This is a genomic window from Janthinobacterium sp. EB271-G4-3-2 (genome assembly GCF_020858035.1).
GTDB classification, from domain to species: domain Bacteria; phylum Pseudomonadota; class Gammaproteobacteria; order Burkholderiales; family Burkholderiaceae_D; genus Janthinobacterium; species Janthinobacterium aestuarii.
Genome location: NZ_JACYMG010000004.1, coordinates 88,027 through 104,205 on the forward strand (window position 1 = coordinate 88,027; position 16,179 = coordinate 104,205).

Below are 16,179 nucleotides of genomic sequence, written 5' to 3' on the forward strand. Positions count from 1 at the left end.
GCGCGACACTGTCAGGGTCAACCACTTTCCTGTCCCTGCCATGAGCACCAATTGCCAAGCTATTCCTGTTCCTGTTCCCGCCACCACGCCGGCGCCGGGCGACGCCCACCGCTGGAAAGTACTGGCCGTCGGCGTGGCGGCCAATGCCAGCTTTTCCGCCGCCGCCAACGGCATGCCCACCACGGCCATCTGGCTGCGCAGCGGCTATCACCTGAGCAATACGGAACTGGGGGTGGCGCTGGGCGCCATGGGTCTGGGCGTGGCCCTGACCGAATTGCCGTGGGGCATGGCCACCGACCGCTGGGGCGACCGCCCCGTGCTGCTGACCGGCTTGCTGGGCACCATGCTGGCGCTGTTGACCTTGCTGCTGTGGATCACGCCGGCTGACGGCGCCGTGCCGCCCCTGTGGGCGCTGGCGGCCGGACTGGCCCTGGTCGGCGTGCTGGGCGGCAGCGTGAATGGCGCCAGCGGCCGCGCCGTGATGCGCTGGTTCGGCCCCGGCGAACGGGGTTTCGCCATGAGCATCCGCCAGACGGCCGTGCCGTTCGGCGGCGGCCTCGGCGCCCTCGTCCTGCCCAGCCTGGCTTCACGCTATGGCTTCATGCCCGTCTTTGGCGCCCTGGCCCTCGTATGCGGCCTGTCGGCGTTTTTTACGTGGCGCTGGATGCATGAGCCCGATTTCTCCGCCGAGGCCGCCACGGGGCCGCACAACGCGCCCACGGGCCTGATGAAAGTCCAGGCAACATCGCCCCTGAAAAACCGCAAGGTCTGGCGCATGGTGGCCGCCATCGGCTTGCTGTGCGTGCCGCAGTTTGCCGTGCTCAGCTTTGCCACCGTGTTCCTGCACGATGACGGCCACCTGGGCCTGGCGGGAATCACGGCCGTGATGGTGGCCCTGCAGGTGGGCGCCATGGTGATGCGCATCTGGAGCGGACGCCACACGGACCGCCACGCAAACCGGCCCGCTTTCCTGCGCGGCGCGGCCCTGGTGGCGCTGGCTTCCTTCATTTTTCTGGGATGCATCGCCTGGCTGGAGGCGCCGGGCTGGCTGTTGATGGCCGCCGTGGTGCTGGCCGGCATCGCCGTGTCCGCCTGGCATGGCGTGGCCTACACGGAGCTGGCCACGGAAGCGGGCGGCGCCAACGCGGGCACGGCGCTGGGCATGGCGAACACGGCCGTCTACGTGGGCTTGTTCCTCACGCCGATCGCCATCCCGCATTTGCTGGCGGCCAGCAACTGGCCCATCGTGTGGTGGCTGGCGGGGCTCGTGGCGCTGCTGGCCCGCCCGCTGTTTCCGAAAGCTTAGGGCAGCGCCCGGATCCGGTACACGCAGCGCATCGCATTGGCCAGCACGTGCTGCTCGCGCACGATGCTGGCGTGCGGTCCCACCACTTCCTGGAACAGCTGCAATTCGGAGCGGCAAAAGCCCTGGCAGGTGCGCGCGGCGGCGCAGATGGGGCAGTGGTCTTCGATCAGCAGCCAGTCGTCGCCGTCCGCTTCCACGCGCGCCATATAACCCTCTTCGTCGCGCACGGCCGCCAGCTGCCGCAGCCGCGTGGGCAAGTCCGGCGCCGAGCACGCCAGCGCATACGCGCCGCGGCTTTCCTCTTCGCGCTGCGTGATGAGTTTATCCAGCCCCGCCTCGCCGAACAGCTGGCGCACCGAGCCGATCAGCTTGATCGTCAGCTGCGCATGCGTGTCGGGAAAGCGCGCATGGCCCGCTTCCGTCAAGACCCAGTTCTGGCGCGGCCGGCCGGCGCCCGCCTGCGCTTCCTGCCGTCCTTCAATCAAGCCGGCCGCCACCAGCTTTTGCACTTGCTGGCGCGCCGCCTCGCCCGTCATGTCCAGGGTCTTGGCCAGGGTCGCCGTGGAGACGGGTCCCTTGGTCTTGATGAAATACAGGATGCGCTCCGTCGTTTGCGGTGCCTCGCCATTATCCAAACGTTTACTTGTGTAATTCATTTCGCTCAACTATCATGGGGCCAGTTAACCAACTAATTGCTTGCATAATAGGCCGGTAGCTCCCCGCTGTCGAGGAGTTTCCACGTCCGCATGCCGGCAAGACATTCTTTGGACGGGAATCCCATGCAGCTGCAGCACTCGATCTGGCTGTTTCACGCCATCCTCGCTACCGGCCTGGCCACCTGGCTGACCCTGGCCGCCATCAACAACCTGCACGCCTTCCACGGCTCCGTCTGGGCCATCGGCAACACCATGCGCATGGACCCATTGCGCCAGGACCCGACCATCCAGACGCCGCTGTTGCGCCGCGCGCTCACGTCCTTGACCCTGCACCGGCTGTCGCTGGGCGTGGTGCTGACCTTGCAACTGCTGGCCGCCATCGCCGCCTGGACGGGCGTGGCGCTGTTCTTCGGCGCCTCGCTGACGCAGGCGCTGCCCTGGCTGAACCTGGCCTTGTGCGCCATGGCCGCCTTTTTGCTGCTGATGCACCTGGGCGGCCTGTGGTTCGGCTACTGGATCGCGCAGGAAGGCTTGCAGACGACGCACCTGGTGCTGCTGCTGTGGACCATCGGCCTGTTCTTTCTTTTCAACGCGCAGCGGACCTGATCAGCCTCCGCTGCGCCTCTTCTTCCCAGTTGTAAAGGACTTCATCATGAATACGAAACTCGTCGGCGCCTCCGCGCTGGCCATCACCCTGGCCGTCGCCGGTGCCGTACTGTATCCGCGCGCTGAATCACAAGCCGCCGCGCATGCGGCCGATGCCGCCGCCTCCCCCGCCACCAAGGTGGCGCTCGTGCCCGTCGTGCTGGGCACGCAGGAGCGCTACTTCGCTGGCGTAGGCGAACTGGAAGCGGCGCGCCAGGTGCAAGTGGCGGCCGAAACGGGCGGGCGCATCACGCGGATCCGCTTCGCATCGGGGCAGAGCGTGGCGGCCGGCGCCGTGCTGGTGCAGCTCAATGACGCCCAAGAACAGGCGGCCCTGCTGCGCCAGCGCGCGCAGCTGAAAAACGCGGAAAGCAGCCATGCGCGCACCGCGCAGATGGTGAAGGAAAAGGCGGCCACGCAGGAGCAGCTCGATAGCGCGCTGGCCGCGCGCGATGCGGCCCTGGGCGACGTGCGCCAGACGGAAGCGCTGATCGCGCAAAAGACCATCCGCGCGCCGTTCGCCGGGCAGCTGGGCATCCGCAAGGTGCACGCGGGGCAGTACCTGAATGCGGCCGATACGGTGGCCAGCCTGATCGACACGCAGTCGCTGATGGTGAACTTCGCCCTCGATGAACAGAGCAGCGCGAAACTGGCGCCAGGCCAGGCCGTGCAAGTGCTGGTGGATGCCTATCCCGATGACATCTTCACGGCCAAAATCAATGCCATCGATCCGCTGATCGCCCGTTCGCGCATGGTGCAGGTGCAAGCGGCGCTCGCCAATCCGCGCGGCGCGCTCAAAGCGGGAATGTACGCGAACGTGCGCGTGGCGCGCGAGGCGGGCCAGCAACTGACGGTGCCGGAAACGGCCGTGACCTACAGCGCGTATGGCGACACGGTATTTGTGGCGCAGCAGGAAGGGAAACAGCCGCTCACCGTCAAGCGCGTGGGCGTGAAACTGGGCGAGCGGGCAGGGGGCAGGGTCGCCATCCTCGACGGCTTGCGCGAAGGCCAGCGCGTGGTCGCTTCGGGCCAGCTGAAACTGGCCGACGGCATGGCCGTGCAAGCCGTCGCCAACACCCTGGACGAGGCCAAGCGCGCCGCGCCCAAGGCCGGCTCGTAAAGGAAAGACATCACCATGAAATTTACCGATCTATTCGTGCGCCGCCCCGTGCTGGCGCTGGTGATCAGCACCTTGATACTGATGCTGGGCGTGGTCGCCATCCTGCAGCTGCCGATCCGTCAATACCCGATGCTCGAATCGTCCACCATCACGGTGAAAACCACGTATCCGGGCGCTTCGGCGGAACTGATGCAGGGTTTTGTCACGCAGCCGATCGCGCAAGCCGTATCGTCGGTGGAAGGCATCGATTACCTGACCTCGTCGTCGGTGCAGGGCAGCAGCACGGTCACCGTGCGCATGGAACTGAACCGCGATTCCACGCAGGCGCTGACGGAAGTGATGGCCAAGGTCAACCAGGTACGCTACAAGCTGCCCGAAGGCGCTTTCGACCCCGTCATCGAGCGCTCGGCCGGCGACTCCTCGGCCGTCGCCTATGTCGGCTTTGCCAGCGAGAGCGTGTCCGCGCCCGCGCTGACGGACTACCTGGCGCGCGTCGTGCAGCCGATGTTCGCCACCATCGACGGCGTGGCCAAAGTCGACGTGTATGGCGGCCAGCAGCTGGCCATGCGCTTGTGGATCGACCCGGCCAAGCTGGCGGCGCGGGGCTTGACGGCGGCCGACGTGGCCGACGCCGTGCGGCGCAATAACTACCAGGCGGCGCCCGGCAAAGTGAAGGGACAATTCGTCGTCTCGAACATCAGCGTCAACACGGATCTGACCAGCGTGGCGGAGTTCCGCGACATGGTCATTCGCAAGGGCGGCGATGACAGCGCGTCGCTCGTGCGCCTGAAGGACGTGGGCACGGTGGAACTGGGCGCGGCCGCCACGGAGACGAGCGGCATCATGGACGGCGTGCCGGCCGTGTACCTGGGCCTGTCGCCCACCCCGGGCGGCAACCCGCTGGTGATCGTCGACGGCATCAGGAAGCTGCTGCCCGAAATCCAGAAAACCCTGCCACCGGGCGTGAAAGTCGAACTGGCGTTCGAGACGGCGCGCTTCATCCAGTCGTCCATCGACGAGGTGGCGCACACCCTGCTCGAAGCGCTGCTGATCGTCGTCATCGTCATCTACCTGTGCATGGGCTCCTTGCGCTCCGTGCTGATACCCGTCGTGACGATCCCGTTGTCGATGCTGGGCGCGGCGGCGCTGATGCTGGCCTTCGGCTTCAGCATCAATTTATTGACCTTGCTGGCGATGGTGCTGGCCGTGGGCCTGGTGGTCGACGACGCCATCGTCGTGGTGGAAAACGTGCACCGGCATATCGAGGAGGGCAAGACGCCCGTGGCGGCCGCCCTTGTGGGCGCGCGCGAAGTGGCCGGCCCCGTGATCGCCATGACGATCACCCTGGCCGCCGTGTATGCGCCGATCGGCATGATGGGGGGACTCACGGGCGCGCTGTTCAAGGAATTCGCACTGACCCTGGCCGGCGCCGTGGTGGTGTCGGGCGTGGTGGCCTTGACCTTGTCACCCGTGATGAGCTCCTTGCTGCTGCAGCCGAAACAATCGGAAGGGCGCATGGCGCGCGCCGCCGAGCATTTCTTCGAGGGACTGACCAGCCGCTATGCGCGCCTGCTGGACCGCTCCCTGCACCACCGCTGGCTCAGTGCCGGTTTCGCCGCGCTGGTGATGGTCAGTTTGCCGTTTTTATACCTGCTGCCGCAGCGCGAACTGGCGCCGGCGGAAGACCAGGCCAGCGTGCTGACGGCGATCAAGGCGCCGCAGCACGCCAACCTCGATTACGTCGAGCGCTTTTCGTACAAGCTCGATGCCATCTACAAAAATATCCCCGAAACGCACTCGCGCTGGATCATCAACGGCGGCGAAGGGCCGGCATCGAGCATCGGCGGCATCAACCTGACGCCGTGGGCCGAACGCGCGCGCAACGCGGCCGTCATCCAGGCCGAACTCCAGCATGCGGTGGGCGACGTGGAAGGCACCAGCATCTTCGCCTTCCAGCTGGCGCCCTTGCCGGGATCGAGCGGTGGCTTGCCCGTGCAGATGGTACTGCGCAGCGCGCAGGATTACGCCACCCTGTTTCGCACCATGGAAGACGTCAAGCAGCGTGCGCGCGATAGCGGCCTGTTTGCCGTCGTCGACAGCGACCTCGATTACAACAACCCGGTGGTCAAAGTGCGCGTGGACCGCTCCAAGGCCAACAGCCTGGGCATCCGCATGCAGGACATCGGCGAGTCGCTGGCCGTGCTGGTGGGCGAAAATTATCTGAACCGTTTCGGCATGGATGGCCGCGCCTACGACGTCATCGCGCAAAGCCCGCGCGAACAGCGGCTCACGGCGCAAGCCCTGACGCAGCAGTACGTGCGCGCCGACGATGGCAGCCTGCTGCCGCTGTCCGCCGTTGTCTCGGTGACGGAACAGATCGAGCCGAACATGCTGACGCAGTTCAACCAGCAAAACGCGGCCACCTTCCAGGGCGTGCCGGCGCCGGGCGTGACCCTCGGTGACGCCGTCGCCTTCCTCGATGGCGTGGCCAAGACCCTGCCGCCGGGCTTCAGCTACGACTGGCAATCGGACGCGCGCCAGTTCGCCACGGAAGGCAATGCGCTGCTGCTGGCCTTCCTCGCGGCCGTCGTCGTCATCTACCTGGTGCTGGCGGCGCAGTATGAAAGCCTGACGGATCCGCTGATCATCCTGATCACGGTGCCGCTGTCGATCTGCGGCGCGCTGATTCCGCTGGCCCTGGGTTACGCCACCGTCAACATCTATACGCAGATCGGTCTCGTGACCCTGATCGGCTTGATCAGCAAACACGGCATCCTGATGGTGGAATTTGCCAACGAATTGCAGGTGCATGAACAGCTCGACCGCATCACGGCCATCCGCAAGGCGGCGCAGATCCGCCTGCGACCGATTTTGATGACGACGGCGGCCATGGTGGTGGGCCTGGTGCCGCTGCTGTTCGCTTCCGGCGCGGGCGCCAACAGCCGCTTCGGCCTGGGCGTGGTGATCGTCTCGGGCATGTTGATCGGCACCTTCTTTACCTTGTTCGTGCTGCCCACCGTGTACACCTTTCTGGCCCGCCGCCACACGGCCGACCATGCCACGCCGCGCGCCCGCGACCTGTCGCAGGCGCTGAAGGAATCCGTATGAAAAAGTACCGCTATCTCGTCGCCCTTTTCCCCGTGCTGGCCGGCTGCGCCGTCAGTCCCGCCTACGTTACGCCGGGCATGCCCGCCATCGCCCTGGCCAGCCCGCAGCAAGCGCTATTCGCACCCGGCGCGGGCGCCGTCAGCGAGGCCGCGTGGTGGACGTTTTTCGACGATGCGCGCCTGTCGCGGCTGATCGCCGGCGCGCTCGAACACAACCTCGATATCGCCCAGGCGCAGGCCAACCTGCTGGCCGCGCGCGCCCACTTCGACGAGCGCCGGCTCGATGAACTGCCCACCGTCACGGGCCAGGCGGGCTGGCAGCGCGCAGTCAGGCAAGACACGCCCGACAGCCGCGCCGCCAGCGCCAGCACGCGCGTGGGCTTCGACGCGCAATGGGAGATCGACCTGTTCGGCCGCCTCGCGCACATGAGCCGCTCGGCGCAGGCGCGCGCCGACGCGGCGCAAGCGGACTTGCGGCAGGTGCGGCTGACGATCGCCGCCGAGGTGGCGCGCAATTACTACGAGGCGCTGGGCTACCAGCAAAACCTGGCGCTGACGCAGGCGCAGGTGCAAAGCTGGCGCGATACGGTGGCATTGACCGATGCCCGCATCCGCGCCGGCAGCGGCTTGCCGGAAGAGCGCCATAACGCGCTGGCCAACCTGGCGCGCAGCGAGGCGATGCTGCCGCCCTTGCAGGCGGGCTTGCGCCAGGCGCAGTACCGGCTCGATGTGCTGAGCGGGCAAGCGCCTGGCGCCATCGCGCTGGCCACCAAGCCCCGGCAACAGGCGCCGCTGGCGGGCCAGCTGCCGCTCGGCGACGTGAACCGCCTGATCAAGCAGCGTCCCGACGTGGTGCGCGCCGAGCGCCTGCTGGCCGCCTCCAGCGAAGACGTGGGGGCCGCCACGGCCGACCTGTATCCGCGCCTGAGCCTCGGCGGTTTTCTCGGCTTCTTCGCGCTGCGCGGCAGCGGCGTGTTCGACGGCGGCGCGCGCGCCTTCGAGGTGGCGCCATCGGTCAGCTATCCGGCCTTCCGTCTGGGCAGCGTCAAGGCACGCTTGCGCGGCACGCAGGCCGAAGCGCAGGGCGCGCTGGCGCGTTATGAGCAGACGATGTTATTGGCGCAGGAAGACGTGGAAAACGCCGTCACGCAACTGGCGGAAAACCAGACGCGATTGGCGTCCCTGCTGCAGTCGGCGCGCCATGGCAACGCGGCCCTCGGCATCGCCAGCACGCGCTATCACGGTGGTTCCGGCAGCTACCAGGCCGTGCTGGAAAACCAGCGCGCCTTGTACGATATCCGGCGCGAAGCGCTGCTGGCGGAAACGGCGTCCTACATCGATGCGATTGCCCTGTACAAGGCGCTGGGATGGGGGCAAACTATGTGATCTTTTTAGCTCGGAAAGGCACACGATGTTCAACCAAGGCAGCTGGCTCAATGCACCGGAAAACTGGTCCGCCGATGGCGCGCAATTGCGCGTGACGACGGACGCCAGCACGGATTTCTGGCGCAAGACCTCGTACGGTTTTATCCGCGACAGCGGCCACTTTTTCGGCACCGGCATCGAGGGAGATTTCACGGCGCAGCTGCATGTGTCGGCGCAGTACGCAGCGCTGTACGACCAGGCGGGCCTGATGGTGCGCATCGATGCGGAAAACTGGATCAAGTGCGGCGTCGAATTTTCCGACGGCCAGCTCTTATTGAGCACCGTGCTGACGGTCGATACATCCGATTGGGCCGTCAGTCTGGCGCCCGCCATGCCGGACGGTTTCTGGCTGCGCGTGACGGTGGAGCAGGGCGCCATTCGCGTGCAGTATTCGACCGATGGCAAGCTGTGGCCGCTGCTGCGCCTGGCGCCGTTTCCCGTGGCATCGCGCTACCTCGTCGGCCCCATGTGCTGCACCCCGGAACGCGCGGGGCTCGAAGTCGTGTTTTCGCAGTTTTCCACCGGCCCGGCGCTGCAAAAGGACTTGCACGACCTCAGTTGAGTGGCCGTGCGTGCATGGTGGATCAGGCGGCGGAATCGAGCCACTGATTCTCGGCGCACCATTGCCGCACGTCGGCGGTCAGTTGTGCTGAAACAGGCTGGAGTCCCGGGAGTTTTTTCTTGTATTTTTGAATGCTGGCTGCAAAAAAAGTGAAGAAAGCGGCGCCGATCAATTTGCGTTGTGCCGGCGTGTTTTTTTTCACCGGCACGAAGTCTTCCTCGTCCATGGCGATATCGAGGCCGAACATTTTGTCGCTGGCGTAGTAGCGGCAAAAGGTTTTTCTCTGCAAGCCTTTCGGCAGGCAGCGCAGGCACACAAACAATTCCCAGTCGAGCTCAGGATATTTTTCTTCCATCAAGGGACCAAGCTGCCGCAGCTCATGACCAATGTCAAAGACCTTGGTCCAGCTTGGCGAGTCCGATGTCGTGTCTATGCGCATCTTTGTTTTCTCCGAATGCAAGAAACGCATGATACGCACATCGTCCTTCAGACAGCGCACACACAGTGCCATCAGCTCAAGGCCGTATCGAGCACCATCATCAGCAGAAAACCGAACACCAGCGCGATACTGGAAAAACCGCCATTGCCGCTGCGGTGCGCCTCGGGAATGGCGTCGTGCACGATGACGAACAGCATGGCGCCGGCGGCCGCCGCCAGGCCCCACGGCAGCAGGGCCGACGAGAGGCCGATCAGTGCCAGGCCCGCCAGCGCCGCCAGCGGTTCGACCAGGCCCGAGGCGGCGCCCATGGCCACCGACAGACGCCGGCCGTAGCCCACGCTGCGCAGCGCCAGCGCCACCACCAGGCCTTCGGGCACATCCTGGATGGCGATGCCGGCCGCCAGCGCATTGGCCTTGTCCAGGTCGATGCCCGCATAGCCGACGCCGATCGCCAGTCCCTCGGGCAGGTTGTGCAAGGTGACGGCAAACACAAAAATCCACACTCTTTTCAGGCTGCTGGCGGCGACGGGCGCGCCATGCTGCACGCGTTCGCGCACCACCAGGTTGAGCGCCACGATCAGCAGCATGCCCAATCCCATGGCAAAGGCCACCAGCAGGCTGGCGTCCATGGGCGTTGCCACGCGCTGCCTGGCCGCCGCCAGCGCCGGCAGCACCAGAGAAAATGCGGTGGCCGCCAGCATCACGCCGGCGCCAAAACCGAGGAAGCAGTCGTAGCTGCGTTGCGAAAATTTGTGCGACAGCAGCACGGGCACGGTACCGAGTGCCGTGGCACCGGCCGCCATGGCGCCGCCGATCAGGGCCGGCGCCAGATGGGCATGGCGCAGCGTCAGCTGGGCCGCCAGCGCGAACAGCAACCACAGCGCGCCACCGCCGCACACGGCAAAGCCCAGTGCATGGGGCCAGGACCAATGTCTGGCCAGGGCTCGCAGCGCGCGCGGCGTGTTCACGCTGACGGTACCCGGCCTGCCGCGCTACAAGGGCATGGACGAGGTGCTGCCATCGCGGCCGTTGGGGCGCATCCCCAGTTCGGCGCCCGTCAGCGGGTCGGCATCGGGATTCGACGCCGTGCGCGCCGCCATCTGCTGCACGGTGGCCAGTTCGTCCTTCGGCAATTTCACTTCCGCCTCGCCGGTGCCGCCATCGACGGCCATCTGCTGGCGCGGGTCGGAAATGTACTGCCACTTGCCGCCCTGGTTCCACGGTCCCCGTTCCTCGCCCGGCCCCTGCGACATATTGAAATACACGTCCGCGTACTGCGGGTCGCCCGGCAGCTTGCCGGGAGGGAAATTGGGCTCGATCGAATACAGGGCTTTTTCAAACGACTTCTGGTGCGCCACTTCGCGCGTCATCAGGAAACCCAGCGCTTCCTTCACGCCCGGGTCGTCCGTCAGGTTGATCAGGCGCTCGTAGACGATCTTGGCGCGCGCCTCGGCGGCGATATTCGAGCGCAGGTCGGCCGTCGGTTCGCCGATGGTGTCGATGTAGGCGGCCGACCACGGCACGCCGGCCGAGTTGACCAGGGGCGCACCGCCGCCGTACAGCACCTGGGTCACATGGCTGTCGTTGCCCGCGCCCGTGATGTTGCGGTACAGCTCCGCCGCCTGGTCGACGCCCTCGGCCAGGCGGCCCTTGGCGCCCTTGTTGAGCATGACGACGATATTGCCGATCACTTCCAGATGGCTCAGTTCTTCCGTGGCGATATCGAACAGCATGTCCTTGCGGCCCGGATCGTCCTCCGACAAGGCTTGCGTGAAGTAGCGGCAGGCGGCGGCCAGCTCGCCCTGCGGGCCGCCGAATTGTTCCAGCATCAGGTTGGCCAGCCCGGGATTGGGCTGCTCCACCCTGACCGTGTATTGCAGTCGCTTGTTGTGTGCAAACATGGGCTTCTCCTCGTTTGCAGCACGCCGGCCTACTCGTGCTGATTCAGTGATCTGTGGATGTCCTTCGACTCGTTGCGGCCCGGCCGGTCATCGGCCAGCTTGCCCGCTTCGCTTTGCGGCCGCTGCGCCGCGCCCTTGACGTGGGCATTGCCATCGGGCTGCGTCAGCGTGGGCAGGTTTTCCTGCTCCACCGGGTCGGGCCCGCCCTGCGGCGTGATGACGTCGTTGGCCCAGTGGCCGTTGTTGGCATTGCCGCTGGCCAGCTTGCCGCCGCCCTGGTTCGCATACGCATCGCCCTTGGCCTTATCGGCATCGGTCTTGTCCATGCGCGTGTTGCGCCCCTGATCGGCGGGATGCTGCGGGGTATTGCCGTGTTCGTCCTGCATGCGCTTCTCCTCGGTTGGTGGATGAAGTTCCATGCTACTGGCGCGCAGCGGCCGGCAAGATAGGCGCGCGGCGGGCCGGCGTGTAGGAAAGTGACTCGCGCGGCGCCTCAGCGCCGCCGCAGCCACAGCGCGCCCGCGGCCAGGCCGATGCCGAAGGCGCCGTACACGAGCAGCAGCGAGGGGCGCGACAGGCGCATCTCGTAGCCGGGCTGCAAACGGTGCGGCGTCAGCTGGTAATCCGTGAAACAGGCCACGGCCGTGGCGCCGGCCGCCGCCGCGACGGTGGACGCCACGCGGCGCCGGTCGAGGATGCGCGCCGCATAGCGCTCGAACAGCACGCCCCAGAACATGGCGCTGCAATGGTGGATGACGTAGCCGACCAGGGTGTGCCTGAGCGAGGCATCGTCGCGGCGCGCCGCCTCGTCGCCCCACAGCCAGTGGCTGACGGCGTTCACGGCGGCGAATACGCTGCCCGTTTCGCGCCGCCCGCACAAGGCCAGGGCGGCGGCGGACAGGAGGGAGGCAAGGCTGCCCGACAGGGCGCCATGACGCAGGGTGGCAGGCAAGGATGGCATGGTGGTCTCCTATGGTGAATGCGGCAATGAACTGAAACGCAAAAGGCGAATCCAACTCCCATCAGGAAAGGGCATCGATGCGCATACTGCTGACGGGGGCGAGCGGTTTCATCGGAACGCATGTTTCGACCGCGCTGCTGGCCGAAGGTTTCCAGCTCGCGTGCACGACACGCCGCGCGCCACCCCGCGCCCGCATCGGCGAGGAGCAGCGCGTGCGCCTGATCGAGGCCGATTTTGCGCGCGACACGGCCAAGGCCGTGTGGCTGCCGCGCCTGGACGGTATCGATGTCGTCATCAACTGCGTCGGCATCATCGCCGAGCATGGCGCGCAGACGTTTGCGGCCCTGCACACGCGGGCGCCGCGCGCCCTGTTCGCCGCCTGCGCCGAGAGCGAGGTGCAGCTGGTGATACAACTGTCTGCCCTGGGCGCCGACGAAGGCGCCGTCTCGCCCTACCACCTGAGCAAGAAGGCGGCCGACGATTTTCTCGCCGGCCTGCCGCTGCGCGCCGTCATCGTCCAGCCTTCGCTCGTGTATGGCGACGACGGCGAGAGCGCGCGCCTGTTCCGCATGCTGGCCAGCCTGCCCGTGTATCCCCGCTTCGGCCGCGCGCCGCAGCCGGTGCAACCCGTGCATGTGGACGACTTAAGCGACCTGATCGTCGCGCTGGTGCGCGGCGCGGGCGCGCTGGGCGGACAGAAGACGCGCCGCGTGCCCGTCGTGGGGCCGCAGGCGCTGCCGTTTACTGCCTACCTGGCGGCCCTGCGCGCGGCCATGGGGCTGGGACGCCTGCGCGTCGTGTCGCTGCCCCGGTGGCTGATGCCGCCCGTGCTGCTGCTGGCCAGGCTGCTGGGCTTTGCCATGCCGGACCGCGCCACCCTGGGCATGCTCGAACGGGGCAATACCGCCGATGCGGGGCTCACGCGGCGTTTACTGGGGCGCGCGCCGCGGCCCGTGGCGCAGTTCATCAGCGACGCGCGCGGCGCGGCCGTGCGCGCCCAGCTGGACTGGCTGCTGCCCGTGCTGCGCCTGTCGATTGCCATCGTATGGATCGCCACGGCCATCGTCTCGGCAGGCGTCTATCCCGTGGAAGACAGCTATCGCCTGCTCGCGCGCAGCGGCGTGCCGCCCGCCTGGGCGCCGCCGCTGCTGGCCGGCGCCTGCCTGTTCGACCTGCTGCTCGGCATGGCCACCCTGGCGCTGCGCCCGCCGTGGCGGCGCTGGCTATGGCCGCCGCAAGCCGCGCTCATCGTGTTCTATACCGTCTGGATCGCCGTGTTCCTGCCGGAATTCCTCTGGCATCCCTACGCCCCGCTGACGAAAAACCTGCCCATGCTGGCGGCCCTGTGGCTGCTGTACCAACTGGAGGAACATCCATGGAATACCTGATCGTCAAATGGCTGCACATCGTCTCGTCGACCCTGCTGTTCGGCACCGGCATCGGCTCGGCCTTCTACCTGCTGTTCACGAGCCTGAGCCGCGACGTGCGCGCCATCGCCGTCGTCAGCCGCCACGTGGTGCGCGCCGACTGGCTGTTTACGGCCACCACGGTGGTGTTCCAGCCCCTGAGCGGCTTTTACCTGGCGCACCTGGCCGGTTATCCCTTGAGCAGCGGCTGGATCGTCTGGTCGGTGGCCTTGTACCTGGTGGCGGGCGCCTGCTGGCTGCCCGTCGTGTGGCTGCAGATGCGCATGCGCGACATGGCGCAGGCCAGCGCGCGCGACGGCCTGGCCTTGCCCGCGCTGTACTGGCGCTACCTGCGCATCTGGACGGCGTTGGGCGTGCCCGCCTTCTTCGCCCTCATCGTCGTGTTTTACCTGATGACGGCCAAGCCGGCCTGAGCACGCATCGCCGTCTTTGCGTCAGTGTTTGCGGCCCTGCTTCTTGCCGCCGCCGGCGCCCTTGCCGGAACCGGCCTTCGTATGGCTGGCCGCATCCTTGCCGCGCTTGCCAACGTCATTGTCGGTGCCGCTTTTGTCTTCCGTGGGGCCGGCCGATTGGCGGTTCTGGCCGGCCTGCGATTTTTGCTTGGTCATGAGGCGCTCCTGATGAACGAGGGGACCTTGTCAGCCTAGCCGCCGCAGCGCCATTGTCCATCGGCGCGCCCGCCGCCACGCTGTAGGATCAATCCGCCCGCACGGCCCACGTTTCATGCAGGTGGCGCCACAACAAAGCGCCATCGGGCGTTTTTTCATACACGACGGTGGACCAGCGCTCGGTGTTTTCCGCGCCCGGCAGCGACTGGAATTCGCGGTAGGAGACGGTGGCGCCGGCGGCGCTTTCCTGGATCAGCTGCAAGTCCGTGATGCGCATGGCGAGGCCCGGGCGGCTGCCGCCGGCGCCCTGGAAAAATCCGGTCAATCCGGCGTGATCGAGCCGCATCCCGCCCGGCGCCACCATCGTAAAGTCGGGCGAAAACCGCGCCAGCAATTGCGCGCAGTTTTCCGCTGCCGCTTCGCCAGAAAGCCATGCGCGGATCAGCACATGCGTGGATAAAACGTCGTCAAAATAGGGGTTCGTTGCAGTCATTTTTTTGCTACTCCATGGTGATGTAAAAGGTCGAGAACGGCGCGGTTGTCGATGCGCAGGCACAGTGCCAAAGGCAGCAGGCACGAGGCGGCGGCCAGCGCAAAGCACCAGTGGAACACCTGCGCCGCGCGCAGATGCTGGGCGGGGTCGTCGAGCGATGCGATACCCTGCGCCGCCAGCAAGCCATTCAGTAATACGCTGAGCAGCGCCACGCCCAGGCAAAAGCCCAGCTGGCGGTTGATATTCCACACGGCGCTGGCCTGGCTCAGCTGCCCGTCCGGCGTGCGCAAGAAGGCCGTGCTTTGCGCCGTGCTGCTGCACAAGCCGCCGCCAAAACCCATCACGGCATACGCGCCGGCCAGCCAGAACAGCTGATCGGCCGCATCCACGCGCAGCAGCATCAGCATGCCCGCCGCCTGCAGCAGCGCACCAAAGATGAACAGCGGTTGCGGACCCACGCGGCGGTAGCTTTTGCCGGTCAGCGAAATGGCCGCAAACGAGGCCAGCGCCCACGGCAGCATCAGCGCACCGGCCGTCGACGCGGGCATGCCCAGCACGCCCTGCAGATACAGCATGGCCAGCAGGCTCACGCCCATGAAAACGCCCGGCACCAGCAGATACATCAGCATGGCAATGCGCAGCAGCGGTTCGGCGGCCAGGCGCAGGTTGAGCAGCGGCGTCGACTTGCGCAGCGCGCCGCGCACATAGCCCCAGGCGCAGGCGGCGCCCAGCGCCAGCACGCCGGCGCCGGCCAGCAGCTCGTCCGGCGTGCCCAGCATGGTCAAGCCCAGCAACAGCAGCAAAATCGCGGTGCTGCCCGCCAGCAGGCCGCCCACGTCGAGACGGGGAACGGCCGCACGCGGCGGGTCGGGACGCAGCCAGCAGGCGGCCAGCAGCAGCGCCAGCGCGGCAAACGGCACGTTCAAATAGAAAATCGCCCGCCACGACAGGCTGTCGACGATGACGCCGCCCAGCGCGGGCGACAGGGCGGGCGCCAGCAAGCCCACGAGCATGATGACGGAGGACAGTCCCGGACGCTCGGCAGGCTGGTACAGCTGATAAGTCATGCTTTGTCCCAGCGGAATAAGCAAGCCGCCGCCCAGGCCCTGCACGCAGCGCCAGGCGATCAGCGCTTCGATCGATGGCGCCAGGCCGGCGCCGATGCTCGCGCATAAAAAAGTTAGCAACGATGCCATGAACACGGTTTTGCTGCCATAACAGGCAGCCAGCCAGGCGCTGGCAGGGATGACGATGGTCAGGCCGAGGATGTAGGCGGTGCTGATCCAGGCCAGCTGCGCCACCGAGGCGTGCAAGGCATGGCCGATGTCGGGGTAGGCGACGCTGGTGATGAACATGTTGATCAGGTCAACGAAAAAGCCCAGCAGATAGATGGCCGCGACCTTTTTGCGATAGTCCATGGTGCTCCAAATGGCAAACGGCCAGCTTAAGCGCCAACCGCCATTTGCGTAACGGGCCAGCCCCGATTACACTGTCAAATCCATTTTGACAAAGCCTTGCAACCCGTATCT

At 66.6% G+C, this 16,179-nt stretch carries 17 protein-coding genes; 8 read left to right on the plus strand and 9 right to left on the minus strand.

Annotation, left to right across the window (positions count from 1 at the left end):
• Window positions 1-40 precede the first annotated feature (40 nt).
• A complete protein-coding gene (locus IGS55_RS10615) occupies window positions 41-1,306 on the plus strand; it encodes an MFS transporter (protein ID WP_230516859.1) in 1,266 nt (421 codons plus the stop codon).
• Here IGS55_RS10615 and IGS55_RS10620 read toward each other — a convergent pair.
• Window positions 1,303-1,962, minus strand: coding sequence for a helix-turn-helix transcriptional regulator (locus IGS55_RS10620; protein ID WP_230516860.1), 660 nt, complete (start codon window positions 1,960-1,962; stop codon window positions 1,303-1,305). The two genes, IGS55_RS10615 and IGS55_RS10620, sit on opposite strands and share 4 nt — an antisense overlap.
• Before the next feature lie 123 nt (window positions 1,963-2,085).
• Between IGS55_RS10620 and IGS55_RS10625 the strand changes: the two genes are divergently transcribed.
• Genes IGS55_RS10625 through IGS55_RS10645 form a run of 5 tightly spaced genes read left to right on the plus strand, consistent with a single transcriptional unit; the run spans window position 2,086 to window position 8,821 of the window.
• Window positions 2,086-2,568: a DUF2165 family protein gene (locus IGS55_RS10625; protein WP_128140695.1), complete on the plus strand. Its 483-nt coding sequence runs from the start codon at window positions 2,086-2,088 to the stop codon at window positions 2,566-2,568.
• 46 nt (window positions 2,569-2,614) lie between these two features.
• The gene (locus tag IGS55_RS10630; RefSeq protein ID WP_329958130.1) at window positions 2,615-3,727 is read left to right on the plus strand and encodes an efflux RND transporter periplasmic adaptor subunit; all 1,113 of its coding nucleotides are present in this window, start codon (window positions 2,615-2,617) and stop codon (window positions 3,725-3,727) included.
• Between the two features lie 15 nt (window positions 3,728-3,742).
• Entirely contained in the window at window positions 3,743-6,835 is a 3,093-nt protein-coding gene (locus IGS55_RS10635; RefSeq protein WP_230516861.1) for a MexW/MexI family multidrug efflux RND transporter permease subunit, read from the plus strand.
• Entirely contained in the window at window positions 6,832-8,220 is a 1,389-nt protein-coding gene (locus tag IGS55_RS10640) for a TolC family protein (RefSeq protein WP_329958131.1), read from the plus strand. The genes IGS55_RS10635 and IGS55_RS10640 overlap by 4 nt, the downstream gene beginning before the upstream one ends.
• A 25-nt stretch (window positions 8,221-8,245) precedes the next feature.
• Window positions 8,246-8,821, plus strand: coding sequence for a DUF1349 domain-containing protein (locus IGS55_RS10645; protein ID WP_230516862.1), 576 nt, complete (start codon window positions 8,246-8,248; stop codon window positions 8,819-8,821).
• A gap of 22 nt (window positions 8,822-8,843) precedes the next feature.
• Here the strand turns inward: IGS55_RS10645 and IGS55_RS10650 are convergent, their stop codons facing one another.
• The 5 genes from IGS55_RS10650 to IGS55_RS10670 all read right to left on the minus strand — a co-directional run bounded on the left by IGS55_RS10650 (window position 8,844) and on the right by IGS55_RS10670 (window position 12,122).
• Window positions 8,844-9,260: a hypothetical protein gene (locus tag IGS55_RS10650; protein WP_230516863.1), complete on the minus strand. Its 417-nt coding sequence runs from the start codon at window positions 9,258-9,260 to the stop codon at window positions 8,844-8,846.
• 71 nt (window positions 9,261-9,331) lie between these two features.
• Window positions 9,332-10,228, minus strand: a complete 897-nt coding sequence (locus IGS55_RS10655) for a ZIP family metal transporter (protein WP_230516864.1) — start codon at window positions 10,226-10,228, stop codon at window positions 9,332-9,334.
• A 24-nt stretch (window positions 10,229-10,252) separates the two neighbouring features.
• Window positions 10,253-11,161, minus strand: a complete 909-nt coding sequence (locus IGS55_RS10660) for a manganese catalase family protein (RefSeq protein WP_230516865.1) — start codon at window positions 11,159-11,161, stop codon at window positions 10,253-10,255.
• Window positions 11,162-11,190: 29 nt separating this feature from the next.
• On the minus strand, window positions 11,191-11,547 hold the full coding sequence (locus IGS55_RS10665; RefSeq protein WP_230516866.1) for a hypothetical protein: 357 nt from the start codon (window positions 11,545-11,547) through the stop codon (window positions 11,191-11,193).
• A gap of 107 nt (window positions 11,548-11,654) precedes the next feature.
• Window positions 11,655-12,122: a hypothetical protein gene (locus IGS55_RS10670; protein ID WP_128140702.1), complete on the minus strand. Its 468-nt coding sequence runs from the start codon at window positions 12,120-12,122 to the stop codon at window positions 11,655-11,657.
• 77 nt (window positions 12,123-12,199) lie between these two features.
• On the opposite strand from IGS55_RS10670, the gene IGS55_RS10675 reads away from it, so the two are divergent.
• Together IGS55_RS10675 and IGS55_RS10680 are read left to right on the plus strand one after the other, a co-directional pair.
• Window positions 12,200-13,510 carry an SDR family oxidoreductase gene (locus IGS55_RS10675; RefSeq protein WP_230516867.1) on the plus strand — a complete coding sequence of 437 codons (1,311 nt, stop codon included), beginning with the start codon at window positions 12,200-12,202 and terminating at the stop codon, window positions 13,508-13,510.
• A complete protein-coding gene (locus IGS55_RS10680) occupies window positions 13,498-13,962 on the plus strand; it encodes a DUF2269 family protein (RefSeq protein WP_230516868.1) in 465 nt (154 codons plus the stop codon). The genes IGS55_RS10675 and IGS55_RS10680 overlap by 13 nt, the downstream gene beginning before the upstream one ends.
• A 21-nt stretch (window positions 13,963-13,983) precedes the next feature.
• Here IGS55_RS10680 and IGS55_RS10685 read toward each other — a convergent pair whose 3' ends face one another.
• The 3 genes from IGS55_RS10685 to IGS55_RS10695 all read right to left on the minus strand — a co-directional run bounded on the left by IGS55_RS10685 (window position 13,984) and on the right by IGS55_RS10695 (window position 16,068).
• Complete coding sequence (locus tag IGS55_RS10685; RefSeq protein WP_230516869.1) at window positions 13,984-14,157, minus strand: hypothetical protein; 174 nt, start codon at window positions 14,155-14,157, stop codon at window positions 13,984-13,986.
• An 88-nt stretch (window positions 14,158-14,245) separates the two neighbouring features.
• Complete coding sequence (locus tag IGS55_RS10690; protein WP_230516870.1) at window positions 14,246-14,650, minus strand: DUF4440 domain-containing protein; 405 nt, start codon at window positions 14,648-14,650, stop codon at window positions 14,246-14,248.
• Window positions 14,647-16,068 carry an MFS transporter gene (locus tag IGS55_RS10695; RefSeq protein ID WP_230516871.1) on the minus strand — a complete coding sequence of 474 codons (1,422 nt, stop codon included), beginning with the start codon at window positions 16,066-16,068 and terminating at the stop codon, window positions 14,647-14,649. Before IGS55_RS10695 ends, IGS55_RS10690 begins: the two co-directional genes overlap by 4 nt.
• Between the last annotated feature and the right edge of the window lie 111 nt (window positions 16,069-16,179).

Coding starts and splice junctions, on each gene's coding strand:
- IGS55_RS10675 (WP_230516867.1), top strand. CDS start 12,200: ATGCGCATACTGCTGACGGGGGCGAGCGGTTTCATCGGAACGCATGTT.
- IGS55_RS10625 (WP_128140695.1), top strand. CDS start 2,086: ATGCAGCTGCAGCACTCGATCTGGCTGTTTCACGCCATCCTCGCTACC.
- IGS55_RS10695 (WP_230516871.1), bottom strand. CDS start 16,068: ATGGACTATCGCAAAAAGGTCGCGGCCATCTATCTGCTGGGCTTTTTC.
- IGS55_RS10665 (WP_230516866.1), bottom strand. CDS start 11,547: ATGCAGGACGAACACGGCAATACCCCGCAGCATCCCGCCGATCAGGGG.
- IGS55_RS10650 (WP_230516863.1), bottom strand. CDS start 9,260: ATGCGCATAGACACGACATCGGACTCGCCAAGCTGGACCAAGGTCTTT.
- IGS55_RS10670 (WP_128140702.1), bottom strand. CDS start 12,122: ATGCCATCCTTGCCTGCCACCCTGCGTCATGGCGCCCTGTCGGGCAGC.
- IGS55_RS10620 (WP_230516860.1), bottom strand. CDS start 1,962: ATGAATTACACAAGTAAACGTTTGGATAATGGCGAGGCACCGCAAACG.
- IGS55_RS10680 (WP_230516868.1), top strand. CDS start 13,498: ATGGAATACCTGATCGTCAAATGGCTGCACATCGTCTCGTCGACCCTG.
- IGS55_RS10630 (WP_329958130.1), top strand. CDS start 2,615: ATGAATACGAAACTCGTCGGCGCCTCCGCGCTGGCCATCACCCTGGCC.
- IGS55_RS10615 (WP_230516859.1), top strand. CDS start 41: ATGAGCACCAATTGCCAAGCTATTCCTGTTCCTGTTCCCGCCACCACG.
- IGS55_RS10660 (WP_230516865.1), bottom strand. CDS start 11,161: ATGTTTGCACACAACAAGCGACTGCAATACACGGTCAGGGTGGAGCAG.
- IGS55_RS10685 (WP_230516869.1), bottom strand. CDS start 14,157: ATGACCAAGCAAAAATCGCAGGCCGGCCAGAACCGCCAATCGGCCGGC.
- IGS55_RS10690 (WP_230516870.1), bottom strand. CDS start 14,650: ATGACTGCAACGAACCCCTATTTTGACGACGTTTTATCCACGCATGTG.
- IGS55_RS10645 (WP_230516862.1), top strand. CDS start 8,246: ATGTTCAACCAAGGCAGCTGGCTCAATGCACCGGAAAACTGGTCCGCC.
- IGS55_RS10640 (WP_329958131.1), top strand. CDS start 6,832: ATGAAAAAGTACCGCTATCTCGTCGCCCTTTTCCCCGTGCTGGCCGGC.
- IGS55_RS10635 (WP_230516861.1), top strand. CDS start 3,743: ATGAAATTTACCGATCTATTCGTGCGCCGCCCCGTGCTGGCGCTGGTG.